We start from the raw sequence: 24,404 nt of genomic DNA, 5'->3' as shown, positions 1-24,404 counted from the left end.
GAGGAGAACTGATGCCCCGCCGCGACGACATCGACCACGTGATGGTGATCGGCTCCGGGCCGATCGTCATCGGCCAGGCCTGCGAGTTCGACTACTCCGGGACCCAGGCGTGCCGGGTGCTGCAGGCCGAGGGCATCCGCGTCTCGCTGGTCAACTCCAACCCGGCGACGATCATGACCGACCCGGAGTTCGCCGACGCCACCTACGTCGAGCCGATCACCCCGGAGTTCGTCGAGAAGGTGATCGCCACGGAGCGGCCGGACGCGATCCTCGCCACCCTCGGCGGGCAGACCGCGCTGAACACCGCGATCGCGCTGCACGAGAACGGCGTGCTGGAGCGCTACGGCGTCGAGCTGATCGGCGCCGACGTCGAGGCGATCCAGCGCGGCGAGGACCGGCTCAAGTTCAAGGACATCGTCACCTCGATCGGCGGCGACGTCCCGCGCTCGCGGGTCTGCCACTCGATGGAGGAGGTCCGCGAGGCCGCCGCCGAGCTCGGTCTGCCGGTGGTCATCCGGCCGTCGTTCACGATGGGCGGGCTCGGCTCCGGCCTGGCGCACTCGGCCGAGGAGCTGGAGCGGCTGGCCGGCGCCGGGCTCGCCGCGTCCCCGGTCACCGAGGTGCTGATCGAGGAGTCCGTGCTCGGCTGGAAGGAGTACGAGCTCGAGCTGATGCGCGACCACCGCGACAACGTGGTCGTCGTCTGCTCGATCGAGAACCTCGACCCGATGGGCGTGCACACCGGCGACTCGATCACCGTCGCGCCGGCGATGACCCTGACCGACCGCGAGTACCAGCACATGCGCGACGTCGGGATCGCCGTGCTGCGCGCGGTCGGCGTCGACACCGGCGGCTGCAACATCCAGTTCGCGGTGCACCCCGAGACCGGCCGGCTCGTCGTGATCGAGATGAACCCGCGGGTCTCCCGGTCCAGCGCGCTCGCCTCCAAGGCCACCGGCTTCCCGATCGCCAAGATCGCCGCCCGGCTCGCGGTCGGCTACACCCTCGACGAGATCCGCAACGACATCACCGGCGAGACGATCGCCGCGTTCGAGCCGACGCTCGACTACGTCGCGGTCAAGATCCCGCGGTTCGCGTTCGAGAAGTTCCCGGGCGCCGATCCGGAGCTGACCACGACCATGAAGTCGGTCGGTGAGGCGATGGCGCTGGGCCGGTCGTTCGCGGAGGCGCTGGGCAAGGCGATGCGCTCGATGGAGCGCGCCCGGGCCGGTTTCTGGACCGCGCCCGACCCGGAGGGCGAGCCCGAGTACACCGTCCCGGTGGACGGCCGCATCTACGAGCTGGAGCGGGCGCTGCGGACCGGCCAGAGCGTGACCGACGTCGCCAAGAACTCCGGCGTCGATCCGTGGTTCGTCGACCAGATCGCGCTGCTCGGCGAGCTGCGCGCGGAGATCGGGGCCGCCCCGGTGCTCGACGCCGCGCTGCTGCGCCGGGCCAAGCGGCACGGCCTGTCCGACCGCCAGCTCGCCGCCGTGCGGCCGGAGTTCGCCGGCGAGGACGGCGTCCGCTCGCTGCGGCACCGGCTCGGGATCCGGCCGGTCTACAAGACCGTCGACACCTGCGCCGCCGAGTTCGCCGCGAGGACGCCGTACCACTACTCGGCCTACGAGACCGACCCGTCCGCCGAGTCCGAGATCGCCCCGCAGACGGCGAAGGAGAAGGTCCTGATCCTCGGCTCCGGGCCGAACCGGATCGGGCAGGGCATCGAGTTCGACTACTCCTGCGTGCACGCCGTGATGGCGCTGCGGGCCGCCGGCTACGAGACCGTCATGGTCAACTGCAACCCGGAGACGGTGTCCACCGACTACGACACCGCCGACCGCCTGTACTTCGAGCCGCTCACCTTCGAGGACGTGCTGGAGGTCGTGCACGCCGAGCAGGCCTCCGGCACCGTCGCGGGCGTCATCGTGCAGCTCGGCGGGCAGACGCCGCTGGGCCTGGCGCAGCGGCTCACCGAGGCCGGGGTGCCGGTCGTCGGGACCTCCGCGGCGGCGATCGACCTCGCCGAGGACCGCGGCGCGTTCGGCGAGGTGCTGCGCAAGGCGGGCCTGCCGGCCCCCGAGTTCGGCATGGCGACCAGCTTCGAGGGGGCCCGGGAGATCGCTGCCCGGATCGGCTACCCGGTGCTGGTGCGGCCGTCCTACGTGCTCGGCGGGCGCGGCATGGAGATCGTCTACGACGAGGCGACGCTGGCCGGCTACATCGCCCGCGCCACCACCATCTCGCCGGACCGCCCGGTGCTCGTCGACCGCTTCCTCGACGACGCCATCGAGATCGACGTCGACGCCCTCTGCGACGGCGACGAGATCTACCTCGGCGGCGTGATGGAGCACATCGAGGAGGCCGGGGTGCACTCCGGGGACTCGTCGTGCACACTGCCGCCGATCACCCTGGGCAGCTCGGTGCTGGCCAAGGTGCGCGAGGCGACCGCCGGGATCGCGCACGGCGTCGGCGTCCGCGGCCTGCTCAACGTGCAGTACGCGCTGCACGGCGACGTGCTCTACGTGCTGGAGGCCAACCCGCGGGCGTCCCGGACGGTGCCGTTCGTGTCCAAGGCCACCTCGGTCCCGCTGGCCAAGGCGGCCGCCCGGATCATGCTCGGCGCCACCATCGCCGAGCTGCGGGCGGAGGGCCTGCTCCCGGCCGAGGGCGACGGTGGCGCGCTGCCCGCCGACTCGCCGGTCGCGGTGAAGGAGGCGGTGCTGCCGTTCAACCGGTTCCGCAACACCGCGGGCCAGGGCGTCGATCCGCTGCTCGGCCCGGAGATGAAGTCCACCGGTGAGGTCATGGGCTTCGACTCCGCGTTCGGCCCGGCGTTCGCGAAGTCGCAGGCCGCGGCCTACGGCTCGCTGCCCGTGTCGGGCACCGTGTTCGTGTCCATCGCCGACCGGGACAAGCGGGCGATGGTGTTCCCGGTGCGCCGCCTGGCCGACATCGGGTTCCAGGTGCTGGCCACCGAGGGGACGGCGGAGATGCTGCGCCGCAACGGGATCACCGTCACCGTGGTGCGCAAGCACTCGTCCGGTTCGTCGCCGGAGAACCCGACCATCGTGGACACGATCCTGGCCGGCGAGGTCGACCTGATCGTCAACACGCCGGTCGGGAACCCGGGCCCCCGGGTGGACGGCTACGAGATCCGGGCCGCCGCGGTGTCCCGCGGCGTCCCGTGCATCACCACGGTGCAGGGTGCGGCGGCCGCCGTGCAGGGCATCGAGGCGCTCGCCTCCGGCGGGCTGGGCGTTCGGTCGCTGCAGCAGGCGCACGCGGCGCTGCGGTCCGGCTCGTGACCGGGTTCGGTGCGCGGCTGGCCGGCGCGGTCGCCGCGCACGGCCCGCTGTGCGCCGGGATCGACCCGCACCCGGCGCTGCTCGCGCAGTGGGGCCTCACCGACGACGCCGACGGATTGGCCCGGTTCGCCGACGCCTGCTTGGACGGGTTCGCCGGTGCGGTCGCCGTCGTGAAGCCGCAGTCGGCGTTCTTCGAGCGGCACGGCGCGGCCGGCGTCGCCGTCCTGGAGCGGCTGCTGGCCGGGTTCGCGCAGACCCCCACGCTGACCCTGCTGGACGCCAAGCGCGGCGACATCGGGTCCACGATGGACGGCTACGCCGACGCCTACCTGCGGATCGGCGCCCCGCTCGGCGCCGACGCGCTCACCGTGTCGCCGTACCTGGGCTTCGACTCGCTGGAACCGGCCCTGGTGGCCGCCGCCGAGGCCGGACGCGGGCTGTTCGTGCTGGCCAGGACGTCCAACCCGGAAGGCGCGACGGTGCAGCTGGCCGCGCTGGACGGGCGCAGCGTCGCCCAGGCGGTCGTCGACGCCGCCGCGGCCCGCAACGCCGGTGCGCCGGCCGGCGCCGGGGACGTCGGCGTCGTCGTCGGGGGGACCCGTGAGCACGGCCTCGACCTGGCCGCGCTGAACGGGCCGGTGCTGGTGCCCGGGCTCGGCGCGCAGGGCGCCGGCCCGGCCGACGTCGTCTCCCGGTTCGCCGGGACGGCCGGTCCGGTGCTGCCCGCCGCGGCCCGGTCGGTGCTCGCCGCGGGGCCCGCCCCGGCCGCCCTGCGCAGCGCCGCGCTGGCGCTGGGGGAGGAGCTCGCCTCGGCCCGCGCCGGATCGCACTGAGCCCCCGGGCGGGCCCGTTCCGCCCCGGCACACCGCCGGCCGGACCTGCTGCGCGACACCCTGACCCGTCGCAGTGCGGGACCGGGCCGGATGTGCCGCCCCGGTCGGTGGACGGCCGGTCGGCGTACGCCGACCGGCCCGTCCGGCACGCCCGGTGACCGTCGGCGCAACCGGGTGGCGACTTGGCGCGTCCGTGCCCGCGCCGGACCGCACGCCGGGGGTGACCGGTGCGCCGACCCGCCGTCCGGGCGAGCCCGGCGGCGGACGTCGGGCCGCCGGACGGCGTGCCGTTGATCACCATGAGGACGGCGAAACCGGTGGTGGGACCCCCATTGACGCCCTACTGGACGTCGTGGGTACGTTCGATCGCGGCTCCGGGGACGTCCCCCGGACGGGTCGGTGCGACCCACCACCCGGCCGCCGCTGCGGCGGCGACGAGAACGACGTGTTCGACACGGAGAGTACGGAGGCAACACCGTGGCCCTTCCCCAGCTGACCGAGGAACAGCGCGCCGCCGCGCTGGAGAAGGCTGCGGCCGCGCGCCGGGCCCGAGCGGAGCTGAAGGACCGTCTCAAGCGCGGCGGCACCACCCTCGAGGAGGTGCTGAAGCAGGCCGAGACCGACGAGGTGCTCGGCAAGATGAAGGTCTCGGCGCTGCTCGAGGCCCTGCCGAACGTCGGCAAGGTCCGTGCGCAGCAGATCATGGAGGAGCTGGAGATCGCGACCAGCCGCCGGCTGCGCGGCCTCGGCGACCGCCAGCGCAAGGCCCTGCTCGACCGCTACCCGAGCTGATCGGCGCATCCCGTGACCGGAACCTCCTCCGCCGTGCGCTCCGAGCAGGCCGGGCGACCGGCCCGCGGGCGGCTGCTCGTGCTGGCCGGTCCGTCCGGCGTGGGGAAGAGCCACGTGGTCGCGGGACTGCGCGAGGCGCTGCCGGAGCTGCTGTTCAGTGTGTCCGCCACCACCCGGCCCCCGCGGCCGGGCGAGGTGGACGGCCGTGACTACCACTTCGTCACCCGCGAGCGGTTCGACGCGCTGATCGAGCGCGGCGACCTGCTCGAGTGGGCCGAGGTGCACGGCGGGCTGCAGCGCTCCGGCACGCCGCGGGAGCCCGTCGAGCAGGCGCTCGGCGCCGGCCGGCCGGTCCTCGTCGAGGTCGACCTGCAGGGCGCCCGGGCGGTGAAGGCACTGGTCCCGGAGGCGCTCACGGTGTTCGTCGCGCCGCCCTCGATGGAGGAGCTGGCCCGCAGGCTGACCGACCGCGGCACCGACACCCCGGAGCAGCGCGAGCGCCGGTTGCGGACCGCGATCGAGGAGATGGCGGCCCGCGACGAGTTCGACGAGGTCGTCGTCAACGACGACCTGCAGACCGTGATCGGCCGGTTGGTAGCATTGGCGGTCGGCCGGGACGCCGTCTGAGGCCCCCGGTCCCCCTTTCGCTTCAGGAGTGAGTACGTGAGCACGCCTACCGGCACCACCGCCCCCGAGGGCATCACCTACCCGCCGATCGACGACCTGCTCGGCCAGGTCAGCTCGAAGTACGCGTTGGTCATCTACGCGGCCAAGCGCGCCCGGCAGATCAACGACTACTACTCGCAGCTCGGCGAGGGCCTGCTGGAGTACGTCGGCCCGCTGGTCGAGCCGGGCCCGCGCGAGAAGCCGCTGTCGATCGCCATGCGCGAGATCCAGTCCGGCATGCTCGAGCACACCGAGGGCGAGTAGCACGCACCGATGCCCGGCACGGCACCTGAGGTCCTGCTCGGCGTCTCGGGCGGGATCGCCGCCTACAAGAGCGCCGAGCTGCTGCGCCGGCTGACCGAGTCCGGTCACGCGGTGCGGGTGATCCCCACCGCCGCCGCACTGCGGTTCGTCGGCGCCGCCACCTTCGAGGCGCTGTCCGGGCGGCCGGTCGCGACCGACGTGTTCAGCGACGTCCACGCGGTCCCGCACGTCGCCCTCGGGCAGCGGGCCGATCTCGTCGTCGTCGCGCCGGCCACCGCCGACCTGATGGCCCGCGTCGCGCACGGCCGCGCCGACGACCTGCTCACCGCCGCGCTGCTCACCGCGCGATGTCCGGTGGTGCTCGCCCCCGCGATGCACACCGAGATGTGGGAGCACCCGGCCACCAGGGACAACGTCGCGCTGCTGCGGTCCCGCGGCACCGTCGTGCTGGAGCCCGCCGCGGGCCGGCTCACCGGCGCGGACACCGGCAAGGGCAGGTTGCCCGATCCGGCCGAGATCGCCGACCTGGCCACGCTGCTCCTGGAGCGCCCGGACGCGTTGCCCCGCGACCTGGAGGGCCGGCACGTCGTGGTGAGCGCCGGCGGCACCCGGGAGGCCCTCGATCCGGTCCGCTACCTGGGCAACCGCTCGTCCGGCCGGCAGGGCTGGGCGCTCGCCAGGGTCGCCGCCCAGCGCGGGGCCCGGGTCACCCTGGTCGCCGGGCACACCGCCGATCTCGCCGTCCCGGCCGCGGTCGACGTGGTGCACGCCGGCACCGCGGCCGCGATGGAGACCGCCGTCCGGTCCGCCGCCGCGGACGCCGACGCCGTCGTGATGGCCGCCGCGGTCGCCGACTTCCGGCCCCTGTCCACCGCCACCGACAAGATCAAGCGGGGCAGCGACGAGCCCGCCCCGCTGCGGATGGCGCAGAACGCGGACATCCTCGCCGGGCTGGTGCACGACAGCCCGCGGCCCGGCCAGGTCGTCGTCGGGTTCGCCGCGGAGACCGGCGACGCCGAGGGCGACGTGCTGCACCACGGCCGCGCCAAGCTCGCCCGCAAGGGCTGCGACCTGCTCGTCGTCAACGCCGTCGGCGACGGCAAGGCGTTCGAGACCCTCGACAACGCCGGCTGGCTGCTCGCCCGCGACGGCGGCGAGGAGGAGCTGCCGATGGGCTCCAAGGCCCTGCTGGCCTCCCGGATCTGGGACGCCGTCACCCCGCGCCTGAGCTGAGCCGCACACCCACAGGCCCCGCCGCACACCCGCCGCAGCAGGTGTGCGGCGAGGTCATCGGGTGTGCGGCCGGGTGGCGACGGCGGGGTCAGTCGTCGGCGAAGAACGGGTCCTCGGTGGGGGTGCTCTCGGTGCTCTCGTCGGTGCTGCCGGTCGCCGACGGGGTCGCGCTGCCGGTGGTGGACGGCTGGGTGCGCCGCTCGGCGGCGCCCTCCGGGCCGTCCGACGTCGACCGCGGGGTGCTGCTCGACGGCGTGCTGCTCGACGGAGTGCTGGTGGACGGGCTGCCGGTCGACGACGAGCGGTCCTCGGCGCGTGGCGCGGTGGACCGCTCGGAGGTGCGCGGCGTGGCGTCCTCGGAGTCGGCCGGGGCGGTCGGCGAGCCGGTCCGCGGCGACGAGCTGCTGGTCGTCGACACGTACTCGGCGACCGCCCAGCCGCCGTACTCCGGAAGCTCGACGAAGCCGTTGCGGGTGTCACCCACCGACGTGGTGTCGCCGCGCTCGCACACCCCGACGATCGGCGCGTCGGTGGCGGGCTCCGAGCGCACGTTCACGCTCGAGGTGCAGGTTCCGGTGCCGGCGGCGGCCGCAGTGCCTGCGATCACACCGGTGGCGGTGACGCCTGCCACTGCCAGCGCGGCGACGGCGGCGGCGATCCGTCGGGAGTTCGGCTTCATCGTGGGACATCCTCCGTGGCGACGACGGTGCAGCACCGCCGTGGAGTCGCGTTTCGTCTGATCGGTGGGCCCGTCCGCGCGGTGCGCGGCGGTACTGTTCCGACCAACGAGTGGGGCGGCGCGCGATTCGCGAGCGGAGCGTCAATCACCCCATCCGGCGACCCTGTGTAGCTGACTTTCAGCGATACTTCACGGTGCGTGCACAGTTGCGTCCTGTGATCTCCGTACCGTCGCCCGATCTGGACTAGGGTCGGTCCCCGGCGGACGCCCCGATCGCGGAAGCGTCCGGACGAGCGCGGCCGCCCGAGGCGCGTCGCGCCGGAGTGAAGGCAGCACCACGACAGCACCACAACGGGATGGAGAAACTGCGCGTGTCGAACACGAGCCGCCGTCTGTTCACGAGCGAATCGGTCACCGAGGGCCACCCCGACAAGATCTGTGACGCGATCAGCGACACGATCCTCGACGCGATGCTCGCGCAAGACCCGAGCAGCCGGGTGGCCGTCGAGACCATGGTGACCACCGGGCAGGTGCACGTCGCCGGTGAGGTCACGACCAACGCCTACGTCGAGATCCCGCAGCTGGTCCGGGACCGCATCCTGGAGATCGGGTACGACTCGTCCGCGAAGGGCTTCGACGGCACCTCCTGCGGCGTGAACATCGCGATCGGCGCGCAGTCGCCGGACATCGCGCAGGGTGTCGACACCGCCTACGAGAAGCGCGTCGAGTCCGCCGAGGACGAGATCGCCAAGCAGGGCGCGGGCGACCAGGGCCTGATGTTCGGCTACGCCTGCGAGGACACCCCGGAGCTCATGCCGCTCCCGATCGCGCTGGCCCACCGGCTCGCCCGCAGGCTGACCGAGGTCCGGAAGAACGGCACGCTGCCCTACCTGCGTGCCGACGGCAAGACCCAGGTCACCATCGACTACGAGGGCGACAAGCCGGCCCGGCTGGACACCGTCGTGCTGTCCTCCCAGCACGCCGCGGACGTCGACCTCGACGGCATGCTCGCCCCCGACATCCTCAAGCACGTCGTGACCCCCGAGGTCGAGGCGCTCGGCTGGGACCCGTCCGAGCCGCGGCTGCTGATCAACCCGACCGGCCGCTTCGTGCTGGGCGGGCCGATGGGCGACGCGGGCCTGACCGGCCGCAAGATCATCGTCGACACCTACGGCGGCATGGCCCGCCACGGCGGCGGTGCCTTCTCCGGCAAGGACCCGTCGAAGGTCGACCGCTCCGCCGCCTACGCGATGCGCTGGGTCGCCAAGAACGCCGTCGCCGCCGGGCTCGCCGGGCGGATCGAGGTGCAGGTCGCGTACGCGATCGGCAAGGCCGCCCCGGTCGGCCTGTTCGTGGAGACCTTCGGCACCGAGAACGTCGACCCGGCGAAGATCCAGGCCGCCATCGAGGAGGTCTTCGACCTGCGCCCGGCCGCGATCATCCGCGACCTGAAGCTGCTGCGCCCGATCTACACCCCGACCGCCGCGTACGGCCACTTCGGCCGCACCGACGTCGAGCTCCCGTGGGAGGACACCTCCCGCGCCGACGCGCTCAAGTCGGCCGTCGGGGCCTGACCGCCTGCACCACGCCCGTGGCCGGGTCCGCACCGCGCGGACCCGGCCACGCGCACGTCACCGGCCGGCCGGCCGGGTCCCGCCGTCCGGTCAGGGCCCGTCCCGCCACCCCGGCCGGGTGTCCGTCCGACCGGTGCGTCGGAGGCGTCTGGTAGACCCTGGCCGTGAGCTCTCCCGCGACCGCACGTCCCGCCGGGGCGGCTCGCCCCCGGCGTCCCGCGCGCAACCGCGGCGAGTGGCAGGAGGCGGCGGCGCTGCCGGTGGCCCGGATCGTCGTCGACGTCCCGCTGCCGCACCTGGACCGGCCCTTCGACTACCGGGTGCCGACCCACCTCGACGACGTCGCCGTCCCCGGCGTCCGGGTCCGGGTCCGGTTCGCCGGCCGGATGGTCGACGGCTACCTGCTGGAGCGCGCCGGGTCCTCCGGGCACGACGGCAGGCTCGCCTGGGTGGACAAGGTGGTGTCCGCCGAGCCGGTCCTGACCCCCGAGGTCGCCGGGCTCGCCCGCGCCGTCGCCGACCGGTGTGCCGGGGTGCTCGCCGACGTGCTCCGGCTCGCCGTGCCCGCCCGGCACGCCCGCGTCGAGTCGGAGACCCCGCGGGCCCGGACCACCGCCGAGCCGGAGCCGCCCGACCCGGCGGGCTGGTCGGCCTACCCGCGCGGCGGCGCGCTGCTCGACGCGCTCGCCGGGGGCCGCGCCGCGCACGCCGTCTGGCAGCCGCTGCCCGGCGAGGACTGGGCGGTGCGGCTCGCCGAGGCCGCGGCCGCGACCCGCACCGCAGGCCGGTCCGCGCTGCTCGTCGTGCCCGACCAGCGCGACGTCGACCGGCTGCACGCGGCCTGCGCCGCGCTGCTCGGCGACGACGCGGTCGTCGCACTCACCGCCGAGCTCGGCCCGGCCGAGCGCTACCGGCGGTGGCTGGCGGTGCGGCGGGGGAGCGTCCGGGTGGTCGTCGGGACCCGCTCCGCCGCGTTCGCCCCGCTCGGTGAGCTGGGCCTGCTCGCCGTGTGGGACGACGGCGACGACTCGCACTCCGAGCCGCGTGCGCCGTACCCGCAGGCCCGTGACGTGCTGGTGCTGCGCGCGCACCGGGAGGGCGCCGCCGTGCTGGTGGCCGGCTTCGCCCGCACCGCGGAGGCCCAGCTGCTGGTGCAGTCCGGCTGGGCGCTGGCGGTGCTCGCCGACCGGGCGACGGTGCGGGCCCGCGCACCGCGGGTCACCGCGATCGGCGAGACCGACACCCAGCTGGTGCGCGATCCGGCCGCCCGGGCCGCCCGGGTCCCGGGGGTCGCGTTCGAGGCGGCCCGCGCGGCGCTGGCCGCCGGTCGCCCGGTGCTGGTGCAGGTGCCGCGCTCGGGCTACCTGCCGTTCCTGGCGTGCGCCTCCTGCCGGGAGGCCGCCCGCTGCCGGCACTGCGCCGGGCCGCTCGGGCTGCCCCGGCCCGGTTCCGGCGGGACCGACGCGGCCGCCGGGCTGCCGGCCTGCCGGTGGTGCGGCCGGGTCGAGCCCGGCTTCCGCTGCGGCAACTGCGCGTCGCGCCGGCTGCGGGCCGGGGTGGTCGGCGCCGGCCGCACCGCGGAGGAGCTGGGCCGGGCGTTCCCCGGGACCACCGTGCGCACCTCCGGCGGCGGCGCCCCGATCGTCGACGACGTCCCGGCCGGGCCGTCGCTGGTGGTCGCGACCCCGGGGGCGGAGCCGGTCGCCGAGGGCGGCTACGGCGCGGCGCTGCTGCTGGACGGCTGGGCGATGCTGGCCCGGCCGGACCTGCGGGTCGCCGAGGAGACGCTGCGCCGCTGGTTCGCCGCGGCGGCCGGGGTGGTCCCGCACACCGACGGCGGCCGGGTGGTGGTCGTCGCCGACTCCGGTATCCCCACCGTGCAGGCACTGGTCCGCTGGGACCCGGCCGGGCACGCCGAGGCCGAGCTGGCCGAGCGCGCCGACGTCGGGTTCCCGCCCGCCGTCCGGATGGCCGCGGTCGAGGGCCCGCCCGCCGCCGTCGCCGAGATCTGCGACGCGGTGCTCGATCCGGACCGGGACCCGCCGCGCGGGGTCGAGCTGCTGGGGCCGGTGGAGATCGACCCGCCGGAGCGTCCGGGGCGCGGCGCCGGCCGCGATGAGATCCGGGAGCGCGCGCTGCTGCGGGTGCCCCGCGACGCCGGACGGCGGCTGGCGGCCGCCCTGCACGACGCCCAGGCGCTGCGCACGGCCCGCAAGGCGGCCGACGCGGTGCGGGTGCGGATGGATCCGGGGGAGATCGAGTAACCCCGCCCGGCCCCAATGGCACAATCGGTTCCCCACCCACCACCCACCGTCCGCGAGGAGAACCGTGCCCATCCAGCCCGTCCGGCTGTTCGGAGACCCCGTGCTCCGCACCCGTGCCACCGAGGTCACGGACTTCGACGCGGAGCTGCGCAAGCTGGTCACCGATCTCACCGACACGATGCACGACGAGGGCGGCGCCGGCCTGGCCGCGCCGCAGATCGGCGTCGGCAAGCGGGTGTTCGTCTACGACTGCGACGGCTTCACCGGGCACCTGGTGAACCCCACCTGGGAGGCGGTCGGCGACGAGGACCAGATCGGCATGGAGGGCTGCCTGTCCATCCCCGGCTTCGGCTGGGACTGCCGGCGCAAGCTGACCGTGGTCGCCCGCGGCTGGGACATGCACGGCGAGCCGCTGGTCGTCGAGGGGTCGGAGCTGCTGGCCCGGTGCATCCAGCACGAGACCGACCATCTCGACGGCGTGCTGTTCATCGACCGGCTCGACGCCGAGACCCGCAAGGAGGCCATGCGGGCGATCCGCGAGGCCGAGTGGTTCGGCGAACCGGCACCGACGGTGCAGGTCAGCCCGCACCCGCTGTTCGGCAAGGCTCGATGAGGCTGCTCTTCGCCGGCACGCCGGCGCCGGCCGTCCCGGCGCTGCGGGCGCTGCTGGACTCGCCGCGGCACGAGGTGGTCGCCGTGCTGACCCGGCCGGACGCGCCGTCCGGCCGCGGCCGCAGGCTGACCCGGTCACCGGTGGGCGAGCTCGCCGACGCCGCCGGCCTGCCGGTGCTCACCCCGGCCCGGCCGTCCGAGCCGGAGTTCCTCGCCGTGCTCCGCGAGCTGGCACCGGACTGCGCACCGGTCGTCGCCTACGGGGCGCTGCTCCCGCGGCCCGTGCTCGACGTGCCCGTCCACGGCTGGGTGAACCTGCACTTCTCGCTGCTGCCCGCCTGGCGCGGCGCGGCCCCGGTGCAGGCGGCGATCCGGCACGGCGACGACGTGACCGGCGCGACGACCTTCCGGCTCGAGGAGGGCATGGACACCGGGCCGACGTTCGGCGTCGTCACCGAGACCGTCGGCCCCACCGACACCGCGGGCACGCTGCTGGGCAGGCTCGCCGAGTCCGGCGCCAAGCTGCTCGCCGCCACCCTCGACGGCATCGAGGACGGCACCGTGACCGCCGTGCCGCAACCGGCGGACGGGGTCACGTTCGCCCCGAAGGTCAGCACCGCCGACTCCCGGGTGCCGGTCGGGGCACCCGCCACCGCGGTCGACCGGCTGATCCGGTCGGTGACCCCGGAGCCGGGCGCCTGGTACGAGTTCCGCGGCGAGCGGCTCGGCGTCGGCCCGGTCCGCCCGCTGCGCACCGGCGAGCTGGAGCTCGCCCCCGGCGAGCTGCGGGTGGAGCGCCGCCGGGTGCTGGCCGGCACCGCCACCGTCCCGGTCGAGCTGGGCGAGGTGAAGCCGAAGGGCAAGCGCCTGATGGCGGCGCCGGACTGGGCCCGGGGCGCCCGGATCGAGCCGGGCGAACACCTGAGCTGACCCGCCGCGACGCCGGACGATCCCGGCGGCGGGCACCGACGACGAGCGAGGACGGCCGGAACCATCCGGCCGAGGCGGGACGACCGCCGAGGAGACGACGTGAGCGAGCAGGACCCCGGAACCCGACCGGGCGACGACCGGCCCGACCGGCCCGACCGTGACGGCCCGCGCGACCGCGGCGAGCGCGGTGACCGGGGCGGCCGTGCCGACCGCGGCAACCGTGCCGATCGGGGTGACCGGCCCCGCCGGGACGACCGGTCCGGCTCGGGCTGGTCCGGCGGCGGGCAGCGCCCGGACCGCGCCGCCCGGGACGGCGGCCGGGGGACCGGCGGCGGCCAGGGTGGCGGTCCGCGCCGCGACTCCGGCTCGGCGCCGCGCCGGGACCGGGACTCCGGTTCCGCCCCGCGCCGCGACCCGCGCCGGGACCGCACCGCGGGCGGCCGCCGCGAGCGCACCGCGGGCCCGCGCAACGCCGGCCCGCCGCGTGGCCGCACCGGCTCCGGCCGCCCCCCGGCGGGCGACCCGGCCCGCCAGGCCGCCTACGACCTGCTCACCGCGGTGCGCGAGCGCGACGCCTACGCCAACCTGGCGCTGCCCGGCATCCTGCGCCGGCACGGGCTGCGCGACCGCGACGCCGCGCTCGCCACCGAGCTGGGCTACGGCACCCTGCGCGCCCAGGGCCTGCTCGACGCGATCATCGACGAGTGCACCGACCGGCCGCTCGCCAAGATCGAGCACGCGCTGCTCGACGCGCTGCGCCTCGGCGCCTACCAGCTGCTGCGCACCCGGGTGCCGTCGCACGCCGCCGTCTCCACCTGCGTCGACCTGGTGCGCGGTGAGCACGGCGCGCAGTCGGCCGGGTTCGTCAACGCGGTGCTGCGCCGGATCGGCGAGCACGACGAGCCGACCTGGCTGGACCGGCTCGCCCCGGACCCGGCGCAGGACCCGGTCGGCGCCGCCGCGCTGCGGCACGCCCATCCGCGCTGGATCGCGCAGGCGTTCGCCGACGCGCTCGGCGACACCGGCGACGAGCTGACCGCCGCGCTGGCCGCCGACGACGCCCGCCCGCGGGTGCACCTGCTGGCCCGGCCGGGCGAGATCTCCGCGGAGGAGCTGGCGCTGGCGACCGGCGGGGAGGAGGCGCCGTGGTCGCCCTACGGGGTGCACCTGGAGCCGGGCAGCGGCGAGATCGGTGAGCTCGACGCCGTCGCCGAGGGACTGGCCGTGGTGCAGGACGAGGGCAGCCAGCTCGTCGCGGCCGCGCTCGCCAGGGCCGAGCTGGTCGGCGAGGACACCGGCCGCTGGCTCGACCTGTGCGCCGGCCCCGGCGGCAAGGCCGCGCTGCTCGGCGGCCTGGTCGCCGCGCTCGGCGGCACCCTCGACGCGGTCGAGTCCGCCGAGCGTCGCGCCGACCTGGTCCGGAAGGTGACCGCCGAGCTGCCGGTCACCGTGCACGTGGCCGACGGCCGGGAGTCCGGCCTGCCCGACGGCACCTTCGACCGGGTGCTGGTCGACGCCCCGTGCACCGGGCTCGGCGCCCTGCGCCGCCGCCCGGAGGCGCGCTGGCGGCGCCGCCCCGAGGACACCGCGGCGCTCACCCGGCTGCAGCGCGAGCTGCTCGTCGCGGCGCTGCGGCTGGTCCGGCCCGGCGGCGTCGTCGGCTACGTGACCTGCTCGCCGCACGTGTCGGAGACCGTGGGCGTGGTCGGGCGGATCGTCGGCCGGGAGGGGCGCCCCGGCCCGGCCGGTCCGGTCGAGCAGCTGGACGCCCGGACCGTGCTGCCGGACGGCATGCCCGGACTGGGCGACGGGCCGTCGGTGCAGCTGTGGCCGCACCGGCACGGGACCGACGCGATGTTCCTCGCGCTGCTGCGCCGCCCCGCCGGCTGAGCGGCACCCGGGTCAGCACCGGGCCGGGCCGGGTCGGCGCCGCGGGCCCGGTTCCCCCGTGCCGGATGTGATCCCTCCCTCGCACGGGGGTGCCGGAGGCCGTGCCGGGCAGGGATAGCCTGCGGGCGTGCACCCGATGATCGCACCCAGCATCCTGTCTGCGGACTTCGCGCGGCTCGCCGACGAGGCCGCCGCCGTCGGTCCCCGCGGGGACGAACCGGGGGCCGACTGGCTGCACGTCGACGTGATGGACGCGCACTTCGTGCCGAACCTGACGCTCGGCCTCCCGGTGGTGCAGAGCCTGGAGTCGGCCACCGGCATCCCGCTGGACTGCCACCTCATGATCGAGGACCCGGACCGCTGGGCCCCCGGCTACGCCGAGGCGGGCGCCCGGAACGTGACGGTGCACGTCGAGGCCGCCCGCGATCCGGTGATGCTGGCGAAGAACCTGCGCGCGGCCGGGTCGCTGGCCGGGCTGTCGATCAAGCCGGGCACCCCGCTGGAGCCCTGGGTCGACGTGCTGCGGCACTACGACACGCTGCTGGTGATGAGCGTCGAGCCCGGCTTCGGCGGGCAGAGCTTCATCCCCGAGGTGCTGGAGAAGGTCCGGGCCGCCCGCCGGCTCGTCGACACCGGGCACCTGCGGCTGCTCGTCGAGATCGACGGCGGGATCAACGCCGACACGATCGAGCAGGCCGCCGAGGCGGGCGTCGACTGCTTCGTCGCGGGCTCGGCGGTCTACGGCGCGGACGACCCGGGGCGCGCCGTCGCGGCCCTGCGCGAGCGCGTGCGCACGGCCAACCCGCACCGCTGGGCCGGCTGAACCGGACCGATCCGGTGAGCACCGCGCCGCACGAGACGTCCGTCGCCGTCACGGACGCCATGCGCCGCGCGCTGGCCGCGTCCGACCTGGTGCACGGCCGCACCAGCCCGAACCCGGCGGTCGGCTGCGTCGTGCTGGACCGGACCGGCGCCGTGGCCGGTACCGGCGCCACCGCCCCGCCCGGCGGCCCGCACGCCGAGCGCACCGCGGTCGCCGAGGCGGGCGACCGCGCCGCCGGCGGCACCGCCGTCGTCACCCTCGAACCGTGCAACCACCACGGCCGCACCCCGCCGTGCGTCGACGCGCTGCTCGATGCCGGGATCGTCCGGGTGCACGCCGCGCTCACCGACCCGAACCCGATCGCCGCCGGCGGCCTGGACCGGCTCCGCGCCGCCGGCGTGGACGTGACGCTCGGCACACTCGCCGACGAGGTCGCCCGCGGTCCGCTGCGCGGCTGGTTGCACCGGCAGCGGACCGGGCGACCGCACGTGACCTGGAAGGTCGCCACCACCCTGGACGGCCGGGTCGCCGCCGCCGACGGGACCAGCCGCTGGATCACCGGCCCGCAGGCCCGCGGCGAGGTGCACGACCTGCGGCGCAGGATGGACGCCATCGTCGCCGGTACCGGTACCGTCCTCGCCGACGACCCGGCACTGACCGCCCGCCACCCGGACGGCACCCTGTTCGCCGACCAGCCGCTGCGGGTGGTCGTCGGGCACCGGGACATCCCACCCGGGGCGCGGCTCCGCACCGACGGCGCGGCCCCGACCCTGCACCTGCGGACCCGCGACCCGGCCGAGGTGCTGGCCGATCCCGCGATGCGGGACGTCGTCGACGTCCTGCTGGAGGGTGGGCCGATACTGGCGGGTGCCTTCGTCGCCGCGGGCGTCGTGGACCGGGTGCTGGTGCACCTGGCCCCGGCACTGCTCGGCGAGGGACCCCAGGCGCTCGGCGCCGCGGGTGTGGGAACGATCGCGGACATCGTGCGGTTGCAGGTGGACGAGGTCCGCCGCGCCGGCGGCGACGTGGTCATCGACGCACGACCGGCCTCCGGGCAGGTCGGGTAGCAGGAGGCAACGAGGATGTTCACCGGCATCGTGGAGGAGGTCGGCGAGGTCGTCGACGTCCGGACGGACGACGACGTCGTCGTGCTGACCGTGCGTGCCGCACTGGCCGCCGAGGTCGGGCACGGCGAGTCGGTCGCGGTGAACGGCTGCTGCCTCACGGCCGTCGTACCGGAGGGGACCGGCCCGGGACCGACGCTCACCCTGGAACTGGTCCCCGAGACGCTCAAGCGCACCTCGCTCGGCGCGGTCGCCCCCGGATCCGGGGTCAACCTGGAGCGGGCCGTCCCGGCCGGCGGCCGGCTGGACGGGCACATCGTGCAGGGGCACGTCGACGGCGTCGGGACGCTGGTCTCCCGTGACCCGGGGGAGCGCAGCGACGCGCTGCGCTTCTCGCTGCCCGCCGAGCTGTCCCGCTACGTCGTGGAGAAGGGCTCGATCGCCGTCGACGGCGTGTCGCTGACCGTCGCCGCGGTGTACCCGGACGGTTTCGGTGTGGCGCTGATCCCGACGACGCTGGCCGACACCACCCTCGGCGCGCGCACTCCGGGCGACCCGGTCAACCTGGAGGTCGACGTGATCGCGAAGTACGTGGAACGGATGACCGCGGGGTACCTGCAGGGCCCCGGGTCCGGAACGGAAGGGGCCGCCCGGTGAGCGAGCCGTCGAACACCCCGGGCGGGAACGTCTCGGGCAAGCTGCCGGAGAACCCGCACACCGCGATGACGCCGGCCGAGCGGGCCGAGCGGTTCGCGCTGATCGAGAAGGCGATCGCGGACATCGCGGAGGGCAAGGCCGTCGTCGTGATGGACGACGAGGACCGCGAGAACGAGGGCGACCTGATCTTCGCCGCGGCCCGGGCCACCCCCGAGCTGCTGGCCTTCACCGTCCGTTACACCTCGGGCTACGTCTGCGTGGCGATCACCGAGGAGACCTGTGACCGGCTCGACCTGCCGCCGATGCACCACACCAACCGGGACTCCTTCCGCACCGCGTACACGGTCACCGTGGACGCCAAGGAGGGCGTGACCACCGGCATCTCGGCGCAGGACCGGGCGCACACCATCCGGCTGCTGGCCGACCCGGCGACCGAGGCCGCCGAGCTGGTGCGGCCCGGGCACGTGCTGCCGCTGCAGGCCCGCGAGGGCGGCGTGCTGCGCAGGCCCGGTCACACCGAGGCCGCGGTCGACCTGGCCCGGATGGCCGGGCTGCCCCCGGCCGGTGCGCTCTGCGAGATCGTCTCGGAGAAGAACGAGGGCGACATGGCCCGCGGCGAGGAGCTCGGCGTCTTCGCCGCCGACCACGACCTCACGCTGATCACGATCGCCGACCTGATCGCCTACCGGCGCCGCTTCGAGAAGCACATCGAGCGGGTCGCGACCGCCCGGATCCCGACCGGGCACGGCGACTTCCTGGCCTACGGCTACGACTCGCTGCTCGACGGCGTCGAGCACATCGCAATGGTGATGGGCGACGTCGGCACCCCCGCCGACGACGGCGAGGACGTGCTCGTCCGGGTGCACTCCGAGTGCCTGACCGGGGACGTGCTCGGCTCGCTGCGCTGCGACTGCGGCCCGCAGCTCGACGCCGCGCTGGAGGCGGTGGCCCGGGAGGGCCGCGGTGTCGTGCTCTACATGCGCGGGCACGAGGGCCGCGGGATCGGCCTGCTGCACAAGCTGCAGGCCTACCAGCTGCAGGAGGCCGGCGCCGACACGGTCGACGCGAACCTGGCGATGGGGCTGCCCGCCGACGCCCGCGACTACGGCATCGGCGCCCAGATCCTGGCCGACCTGGGCGTCGTGTCGATGCGGCTGCTCACCAACAACCCGGACAAGCGGGCCGGGCTGGAGGGCTACGGCCTGCGCGTCGTCGGCCGCGAGGCGATGCCGGTCCGCCCGACCCCGCAGAACCTGCGCTACCTGCGGACCAAGCGCGACCGGATGGGGCACGACCTGCCCGACCTGGGCGGGCTGGCCGATCCCGGGCGCTGATCCGCTGATCCGCTGATGTGGCGGCCCGGGGCGCGGGACCGGCCCGCGCCCCGGGCGTCCGTCACCTGCCGCCGATCTCGGCCAGCACCGTCTCGCCGAACGTGCGGACCCGCTGCGCGTCCGCCGACCGGGCCCGGCCGGGCAGCTCCCGCCTGGGCGGACGCCTGGCTGGCGCCCGAGCGGCTGAGCTGGGACCAGGTCCGGCTGCATGCGCTCGAACAGCTGGCGGCCGAGCAGCTCGCGGCCGGCCGGCAGCTGGCCGCGCTGGAGGCCGCGATGACCGCGGTGGCCGTCGAGCAGATGCGGGAGAGCGCGCACCGGCTGGTCGTCCAGGTGCTGATCGACGAGGGCAACCCGGCCTGCGCCGTCCGCCACTACCAGCGCTTCCGCAGCCTCGTGCAACGGAGCTGGGGGTCGTGCCGTCGCGGCAGATGACCCGGCGGATCGCGCCGCTGGTGTCCGGCTGAACGGCGGCCGTCCCGGCGGAGGACCCGGTCCGGCGTGGATCGGACCGGGAGGCGAGAATCGACCCATGAGCGGTGAGGGCAGGCCCGCCGGGGCCGCACAGCTGGACGCGACCGGACTACGGGTGGGTGTGGTCGCCGCCCGGTGGCACGCCGAGATCGTCGACACCCTGCTGGAGCGGGCGGTCGCCACGGCCAGGGACGCCGGCGCCGAGCCGACTGTGGTCCGGGTGCCGGGCACCATCGAGCTCCCGGTGGTCGCCCAGCAGCTGGCGCGCTCGCACGACGTGGTGGTGGCGCTGGGCGTCGTCGTCCGTGGCGGCACCCCGCACTTCGAGTACGTCTGCGACGCGGTCACCGCGGGGCTCACCCGGGTCGCGCTGGACGAGTCCACCCCGGTCGGGAACGGCGTGCTCACGACCGACACGGTCGAGCAGGCGGTGGACCGGTCCGGTGCGCCCGGCGCGCCGGAGGACAAGGGGGCCGAGGCCTGCACGGCGGCCCTGGAATCGGCGCTGGTGCTGCGCGAGCTGCGGACCGGCGCAGGGGTGCAGACATGAGCGCCGGCCCCGACCGGGCCGGGCGGGAAGGACCTTCCGTGACAGAGCAGCCGCCCCCGGACAGCGGGACCGGCGAGACCCCCGAGCAGCCACGGGCCGCGGCCCCGGCGCCGGCCGGACCCGGCCCGGACGCCGTCACCCTCCGTCCGCGGGCGATCCTGATCACCGCGTGGGTCTGTGCGGTCGCGGTGATGATCTTCTTCGTCGTCGTCGCGTACCTGATGCCGTCCGAGGACACCGGTGTGATCTTCCGCCCGGTGGACCAGGCGTCGATGATGGTGATCGGCGCGTTCGTCGCGGGCGGGCTGCTGCAGATGGCGCGGCCCCGGGTGCGCGCCGACGGACACGGCATCGAGATCCGCAACGTGGTGCTGACCCGCTGGTTCGCGTGGCCGGAGGTGTACGGCATCTCGTTCCCGGACGGCGCCTCCTCGGCCCGGCTGGAGCTGCCCGACGACGAGTACCACCCGATCCTCGCCGTCCAGGCCGTCGATCGCGGGCTCGCCGTGCGCAACGTCCGCACGCTGCGCGACCTGCACCGCGACGCGGTCCGCAGGGGCTGACCCGGGCCGGACCGGTCCGGACCGGACCCGCTCCGGCGCCCGGGCCGGCTCAGCCGCCGATCGCCCGGGCCCGGCCCCGCCGGCCGAGCCGGGTGCCGCCCAGGTCGGCCCGGTCCGCGGCCTCGGCGCCGCTGCGGTAGCCCGATCCGGACACCTGCGGGGGCCGGGCGCGGCGCAGGCCGGAGTACTCCTCGGAGTAGGCGCGCGCCACCCGGTCGCCCCGGTCGGCCAGCACCAGCGCGGCGGAGGTGGCACCGTCGCCCGCGGCGTCGCTCTCGCCGACGGCGGCCCGCTCCGCCTCGCACAGTCGCTCGTGCACCCGGGCGGCGAAGCCGTAGATCCAGGAGCGCCGGTAGGCGGCGACCGACTCGCCCGGATCGGGCGGCCGGATCCGGTTCACCTGGGTGGACGCCTGCAGCAGCAGCGAGGTGTAGAGCAGCTCCACCCGCTCCCGGTCGGACGCGAAGCCGAACACGGTGACCGCGGCGACCTTGCCGCCGCGGGAGTCGTGCAGCACCCACCGGCAGCGCAGCGCCGCCGCCGTCCACCCCAGCAGCCGGGCCTTCGCCGCGCTGTACGGGTCGTCGACCGCGATCCGGACGCCGCCGATCGGATCGTGGCCCGGTGGCCCGGTGGCGGCCAGGACCGCTTCGTCGACGCCGTGCCGGGCCATCAGCTCGACGGCCTTGTCGGTGTAGATCTGCGCCTCGGCCGCCGTGCCGGCCCGCTCCGCCTTCGCCAGCAGCTTGCGGATCCGGTCCAGCCGGGCCTCCTGCAGCGCGGGACCGCCGGGGGTGTCGTGCGTGGTGCTCACGGTGCTCCTCCTCGGGGCAGGACGTCGAACTCGTGTTCGACACGAGGTCTACCGCAGGGGACCGACGGTTTCCGGTCACCGACACGTCACTACACCCCGTCCGGGGGGTCCGCGGGGGCCGGGTGCGGCCCGCGGTGTCGGGGGTCGCAACTATCCTGGACGGCACCATGGCCGACCCGAGCAGCTACCGTCCGGCGTCCGGGACGATCCCGGAGTCGCCGGGGGTCTACCGCTTCTCGGACCCGCGTGGCCGGGTGATCTACGTCGGCAAGGCCAAGAGCCTGCGGCAGCGGCTGAACTCCTACTTCGCCGATCTGGCCGGGCTGCACCCGCGCACCCGGCAGATGGTGACGACCGCCGCGAAGGTGGAGTGGACGGTCGTCGGCACCGAGGTCGAGGCGCTCCAGCTCGAGTACAACTGGATCAAGGAGTACGACCCGCGGTTCAACGTCCGCTACCGCGACGACAAGACCTACCCGGTGCTCGCCGTCACGATGAACGAGGAGTACCCGCGGCTGCACGTCTACCGCGGCCCGCGCCGCCGCGGCGTGCGCTACTTCGGCCCGTACGCGCACGCCTGGGCGATCCGGGAGACGCTCGACCTGCTGCTGCGGGTCTTCCCGGCCCGGACCTGCTCGGCCGGGGTGTTCAAGCGGCACGGCCAGATCGGCAGGCCCTGCCTGCTCGGCTACATCGACAAGTGCTCCGCCCCGTGCGTCGGGAAGGTCAGCGCGGACGAGCACCGCGAGATCGTCGAGGGCTTCTCCGACTTCCTCTCCGGCCGGACCGACCGGATGGTGCGCCGGCTCGAACGCGAGATGGCCGAGGCGTCGGAGAACCTGGAGTTCGAGCGCGCCGCCCGGCTGCGCGACGATCTCGGCGCGCTGCGCCGCGCCCTGGAGAAGCAGGCCGTGGTGCTCGGCGACGGCACCGACGCCGATGTCGTCGCCTTCGCCGAGGACGAGCTGGAGGCCGCCGTCCAGGTCTTCCACGTGCGCGGCGGCCGGGTCCGCGGCCAGCGCGGCTGGGTGATCGACAAGGTCGAGCCGACCGACACCGAGCAGCTCGTCGAGCGGTTCGTCTCGCAGTTCTACGGCGAGCAGCACGCGCTCGCCGGGGCCGCCGACGACGCCGCCCAGCCGGTCCCGCGGGAGATCCTGGTGCCGGTGCTGCCCGCCGAGGCCGGCGCGCTGGAGCGGTGGCTGACCGGCCTGCGCGGCTCCCGGGTGCAGCTGCGGGTGCCGCAGCGCGGCGACAAGAAGGCGCTCGCCGAGACCGTCGCCCGGAACGCGAAGGAGGCGTTCACCCAGCACCGGCTGCGCCGGGCCGGGGACCTGACCGCCCGCTCGGCGGCGCTGCAGGAGCTCCAGGAGAACCTCGGCCTCGACCAGGCGCCGCTGCGGATCGAGTGCGTGGACGTGAGCCACGTGCAGGGCACGAACGTCGTCGCCTCGCTGGTCGTCTTCGAGGACGGCCTGGCCCGCAAGTCCGAGTACCGCCGCTTCGAGATCCGGGACGGGGCCGCCGCCGGGCACAGCGACGTCGCGGCGATCGCCGAGGTGGTGCGTCGCCGGTTCCGCCGCTACCTGGCCGAGACCGCGGGGGACACCGCCCCCGCCGGGTCCGGCGAGGTGCCGCCGGAGGACACCGTCCGGACCGGGATCGACCCGGAGACCGGGCGTCCGCGGAAGTTCGCCTACCCGCCGAACCTGCTCGTCGTCGACGGCGGGAAGCCGCAGGTCGACGCGGCCGCCGCCGAGCTCGCCGCGCTGGGCGTCACCGACGTCGCGGTCTGCGGGCTGGCCAAGCGGCTCGAGGAGGTCTGGCTGCCGGACGAGGACGATCCGGTCATCCTGTCCCGGACGAGTGAAGGTCTGTACCTCCTCCAGCGGATCCGTGACGAGGCGCACCGATTTGCCATCACCTATCACCGGCAGCGTCGTTCCCAGGGCATGACCGCGTCCGAGCTGGACGGCGTGCCCGGCCTCGGGCCGGCCCGCAAGCAGGCGCTGATGAAGCACTTCGGGTCGGTGCGCAAGCTGCGCGCCGCCGGGATCGAGGAGATCGCCGGGCTGCCCGGTTTCGGGCGGCGCACCGCGGAGACCGTGGTGTCGGCGCTGCACGGCGGTGACGGGCCCGGCCCGACGACCGAGGGGGAGGAACAGCGATGACGGGGGCGGCCGACGTGGTGGACCAGGCACCGGACGGTGGTCCGGGCATCGAGGTGGCGGTGGTCAGCGGACTGTCCGGCGCCGGTCGCAGCACCGCGGCGAAGGTGCTGGAGGACCTCGGCTGGTTCGTCGTCGACAACCTGCCGCCGGAGCTCATCGCGACGATGGTCGACCTGGGCTCGCGGGCCCGCGGCGACGTGACCCGGATCGCGGTCGTGATGGACGTGCGCTCGCGCGCCTTCACCGACGACCTCGGTGCGGTGATCAAGGACCTGGACAGCCGGGGCTACCGCCCGAAGCTGCTGTTCCTGGAGGCGTCCGACGCGGTGCTGGTCCGCCGGTTCGAGCAGAACCGCCGCTCGCACCCGCTGCAGGGCGCCGGCCGGATCACCGACGGCCTGAACGCCGAGCGCGAGGTGCTGCGCCCGCTGCGCGAGAACGCCGATCTCGTCGTCGACACCTCGACCCTGTCGGTGCACGACCTGCGGGCCCGGATCGAGGGCTCGTTCGCCGCCGAGGGCACGCACTCCGCGACCCGGATCACCGTGCTGTCGTTCGGCTACAAGTACGGCCTGCCGCTGGACTCCGATCTCGTCGTCGACGTGCGGTTCCTGCCCAACCCGCACTGGATCCCGGAGCTGCGCGAGCACACCGGCCGGGACCGCGAGGTCAGCGACTACGTGCTGTCCCAGGAGGGCGCCGAGGAGTTCGTCGAGCGCTACCTGGATCTGCTGGACCTGGTCGGCGCCGGGTACCGGCGGGAGGGCAAGCGCTACCTGACGGTCGCCGTCGGCTGCACCGGTGGGAAGCACCGCTCGGTGGCGATCTCGGAGGAGATCGGCCGCCGGCTGGCCGACCGGGACGGCGTCCAGGTCAACGTCGAGCACCGCGACATGGGGCGCGAGTGAG

General features: G+C 75.3%; 22 protein-coding genes. 20 read left to right on the top strand and 2 right to left on the bottom strand.

Annotated features, from left to right (window positions below):
• Positions 1-11: 11 nt before the first annotated feature.
• The 6 genes from carB to coaBC all read left to right on the top strand — a co-directional run bounded on the left by carB (position 12) and on the right by coaBC (position 7,096).
• Entirely contained in the window at positions 12-3,308 is a 3,297-nt protein-coding gene (gene carB / locus ACVJO7_RS21320) for a carbamoyl-phosphate synthase large subunit (protein ID WP_491674333.1), read from the top strand.
• Positions 3,305-4,141, top strand: coding sequence for an orotidine-5'-phosphate decarboxylase (gene pyrF, locus ACVJO7_RS21315; protein ID WP_491674332.1), 837 nt, complete (start codon positions 3,305-3,307; stop codon positions 4,139-4,141). The genes carB and pyrF overlap by 4 nt, the downstream gene beginning before the upstream one ends.
• A 477-nt stretch (positions 4,142-4,618) precedes the next feature.
• Entirely contained in the window at positions 4,619-4,933 is a 315-nt protein-coding gene (gene mihF, locus ACVJO7_RS21310; protein ID WP_158092208.1) for an integration host factor, actinobacterial type, read from the top strand.
• A 12-nt stretch (positions 4,934-4,945) separates the two neighbouring features.
• Positions 4,946-5,560: a guanylate kinase gene (gmk, locus tag ACVJO7_RS21305; protein WP_491674331.1), complete on the top strand. Its 615-nt coding sequence runs from the start codon at positions 4,946-4,948 to the stop codon at positions 5,558-5,560.
• A 36-nt stretch (positions 5,561-5,596) separates the two neighbouring features.
• Positions 5,597-5,863 (top strand): DNA-directed RNA polymerase subunit omega, encoded by a 267-nt coding sequence (gene rpoZ / locus ACVJO7_RS21300; RefSeq protein WP_344028351.1) that lies wholly within the window; start codon positions 5,597-5,599, stop codon positions 5,861-5,863.
• A gap of 9 nt (positions 5,864-5,872) precedes the next feature.
• The gene (coaBC, locus tag ACVJO7_RS21295; RefSeq protein WP_491674330.1) at positions 5,873-7,096 is read left to right on the top strand and encodes a bifunctional phosphopantothenoylcysteine decarboxylase/phosphopantothenate--cysteine ligase CoaBC; all 1,224 of its coding nucleotides are present in this window, start codon (positions 5,873-5,875) and stop codon (positions 7,094-7,096) included.
• Positions 7,097-7,184: 88 nt separating this feature from the next.
• Here coaBC and ACVJO7_RS21290 read toward each other — a convergent pair whose 3' ends face one another.
• Positions 7,185-7,775: an SH3 domain-containing protein gene (locus tag ACVJO7_RS21290; RefSeq protein WP_491674329.1), complete on the bottom strand. Its 591-nt coding sequence runs from the start codon at positions 7,773-7,775 to the stop codon at positions 7,185-7,187.
• Positions 7,776-8,146: 371 nt separating this feature from the next.
• Here ACVJO7_RS21290 and metK point away from each other — a divergent pair, with 371 nt between their 5' ends.
• The 12 genes from metK to ACVJO7_RS21230 all read left to right on the top strand — a co-directional run bounded on the left by metK (position 8,147) and on the right by ACVJO7_RS21230 (position 20,510).
• Complete coding sequence (metK, locus tag ACVJO7_RS21285; protein WP_491674328.1) at positions 8,147-9,349, top strand: methionine adenosyltransferase; 1,203 nt, start codon at positions 8,147-8,149, stop codon at positions 9,347-9,349.
• A 164-nt stretch (positions 9,350-9,513) separates the two neighbouring features.
• The gene (locus tag ACVJO7_RS21280) at positions 9,514-11,613 is read left to right on the top strand and encodes a primosomal protein N' (protein WP_491674327.1); all 2,100 of its coding nucleotides are present in this window, start codon (positions 9,514-9,516) and stop codon (positions 11,611-11,613) included.
• 64 nt (positions 11,614-11,677) lie between these two features.
• A complete protein-coding gene (def, locus tag ACVJO7_RS21275) occupies positions 11,678-12,226 on the top strand; it encodes a peptide deformylase (protein WP_344028367.1) in 549 nt (182 codons plus the stop codon).
• The gene (fmt, locus tag ACVJO7_RS21270) at positions 12,223-13,155 is read left to right on the top strand and encodes a methionyl-tRNA formyltransferase (RefSeq protein ID WP_491674326.1); all 933 of its coding nucleotides are present in this window, start codon (positions 12,223-12,225) and stop codon (positions 13,153-13,155) included. Before def ends, fmt begins: the two co-directional genes overlap by 4 nt.
• Before the next feature lie 99 nt (positions 13,156-13,254).
• Positions 13,255-15,045: an RsmB/NOP family class I SAM-dependent RNA methyltransferase gene (locus tag ACVJO7_RS21265; RefSeq protein WP_491674325.1), complete on the top strand. Its 1,791-nt coding sequence runs from the start codon at positions 13,255-13,257 to the stop codon at positions 15,043-15,045.
• 136 nt (positions 15,046-15,181) lie between these two features.
• Positions 15,182-15,868 carry a ribulose-phosphate 3-epimerase gene (rpe, locus tag ACVJO7_RS21260; protein ID WP_344028432.1) on the top strand — a complete coding sequence of 229 codons (687 nt, stop codon included), beginning with the start codon at positions 15,182-15,184 and terminating at the stop codon, positions 15,866-15,868.
• Between the two features lie 59 nt (positions 15,869-15,927).
• Positions 15,928-16,935, top strand: coding sequence for a bifunctional diaminohydroxyphosphoribosylaminopyrimidine deaminase/5-amino-6-(5-phosphoribosylamino)uracil reductase RibD (gene ribD, locus ACVJO7_RS21255; protein WP_491674346.1), 1,008 nt, complete (start codon positions 15,928-15,930; stop codon positions 16,933-16,935).
• 15 nt (positions 16,936-16,950) lie between these two features.
• Positions 16,951-17,589 carry a riboflavin synthase gene (locus tag ACVJO7_RS21250; protein ID WP_344028372.1) on the top strand — a complete coding sequence of 213 codons (639 nt, stop codon included), beginning with the start codon at positions 16,951-16,953 and terminating at the stop codon, positions 17,587-17,589.
• Positions 17,590-17,654: 65 nt separating this feature from the next.
• Positions 17,655-18,923 carry a bifunctional 3,4-dihydroxy-2-butanone-4-phosphate synthase/GTP cyclohydrolase II gene (locus ACVJO7_RS21245; protein ID WP_344028438.1) on the top strand — a complete coding sequence of 423 codons (1,269 nt, stop codon included), beginning with the start codon at positions 17,655-17,657 and terminating at the stop codon, positions 18,921-18,923.
• Between the two features lie 15 nt (positions 18,924-18,938).
• The gene (locus ACVJO7_RS21240; RefSeq protein WP_491674324.1) at positions 18,939-19,358 is read left to right on the top strand and encodes an AfsR/SARP family transcriptional regulator; all 420 of its coding nucleotides are present in this window, start codon (positions 18,939-18,941) and stop codon (positions 19,356-19,358) included.
• A gap of 97 nt (positions 19,359-19,455) precedes the next feature.
• Positions 19,456-19,947, top strand: a complete 492-nt coding sequence (ribH, locus tag ACVJO7_RS21235) for a 6,7-dimethyl-8-ribityllumazine synthase (RefSeq protein ID WP_491674323.1) — start codon at positions 19,456-19,458, stop codon at positions 19,945-19,947.
• Positions 19,948-20,102: 155 nt separating this feature from the next.
• Entirely contained in the window at positions 20,103-20,510 is a 408-nt protein-coding gene (locus ACVJO7_RS21230; RefSeq protein WP_491674345.1) for a PH domain-containing protein, read from the top strand.
• A gap of 49 nt (positions 20,511-20,559) precedes the next feature.
• Here the strand turns inward: ACVJO7_RS21230 and ACVJO7_RS21225 are convergent, their stop codons facing one another.
• Entirely contained in the window at positions 20,560-21,324 is a 765-nt protein-coding gene (locus ACVJO7_RS21225; protein ID WP_491674322.1) for a DUF2786 domain-containing protein, read from the bottom strand.
• Between the two features lie 167 nt (positions 21,325-21,491).
• On the opposite strand from ACVJO7_RS21225, the gene uvrC reads away from it, so the two are divergent.
• The gene (gene uvrC, locus ACVJO7_RS21220) at positions 21,492-23,495 is read left to right on the top strand and encodes an excinuclease ABC subunit UvrC (RefSeq protein WP_491674321.1); all 2,004 of its coding nucleotides are present in this window, start codon (positions 21,492-21,494) and stop codon (positions 23,493-23,495) included.
• Complete coding sequence (rapZ, locus tag ACVJO7_RS21215; protein WP_491674320.1) at positions 23,492-24,403, top strand: RNase adapter RapZ; 912 nt, start codon at positions 23,492-23,494, stop codon at positions 24,401-24,403. Before uvrC ends, rapZ begins: the two co-directional genes overlap by 4 nt.
• Position 24,404 lies beyond the last annotated feature (1 nt).

This window comes from Pseudonocardia sp. DxW (assembly GCF_058448985.1).
Note: the sequence above shows the minus strand (reverse complement) of the source record. Positions and strands in the feature narration are given on the sequence as shown.

What these genes read in the sequence shown, in the direction of transcription:
- carB (WP_491674333.1), top strand. Translation starts at nt 12, where the DNA reads ATGCCCCGCCGCGACGACATCGACCACGTGATGGTGATCGGCTCCGGG.
- coaBC (WP_491674330.1), top strand. Translation starts at nt 5,873, where the DNA reads ATGCCCGGCACGGCACCTGAGGTCCTGCTCGGCGTCTCGGGCGGGATC.
- ACVJO7_RS21290 (WP_491674329.1), bottom strand. Translation starts at nt 7,775, where the DNA reads ATGAAGCCGAACTCCCGACGGATCGCCGCCGCCGTCGCCGCGCTGGCA.
- fmt (WP_491674326.1), top strand. Translation starts at nt 12,223, where the DNA reads ATGAGGCTGCTCTTCGCCGGCACGCCGGCGCCGGCCGTCCCGGCGCTG.
- rpe (WP_344028432.1), top strand. Translation starts at nt 15,182, where the DNA reads ATGATCGCACCCAGCATCCTGTCTGCGGACTTCGCGCGGCTCGCCGAC.
- ribD (WP_491674346.1), top strand. Translation starts at nt 15,928, where the DNA reads ATGCGCCGCGCGCTGGCCGCGTCCGACCTGGTGCACGGCCGCACCAGC.
- ACVJO7_RS21250 (WP_344028372.1), top strand. Translation starts at nt 16,951, where the DNA reads ATGTTCACCGGCATCGTGGAGGAGGTCGGCGAGGTCGTCGACGTCCGG.
- ACVJO7_RS21245 (WP_344028438.1), top strand. Translation starts at nt 17,655, where the DNA reads ATGACGCCGGCCGAGCGGGCCGAGCGGTTCGCGCTGATCGAGAAGGCG.
- ACVJO7_RS21240 (WP_491674324.1), top strand. Translation starts at nt 18,939, where the DNA reads ATGTGGCGGCCCGGGGCGCGGGACCGGCCCGCGCCCCGGGCGTCCGTC.
- ribH (WP_491674323.1), top strand. Translation starts at nt 19,456, where the DNA reads ATGAGCGGTGAGGGCAGGCCCGCCGGGGCCGCACAGCTGGACGCGACC.
- uvrC (WP_491674321.1), top strand. Translation starts at nt 21,492, where the DNA reads ATGGCCGACCCGAGCAGCTACCGTCCGGCGTCCGGGACGATCCCGGAG.
- rapZ (WP_491674320.1), top strand. Translation starts at nt 23,492, where the DNA reads ATGACGGGGGCGGCCGACGTGGTGGACCAGGCACCGGACGGTGGTCCG.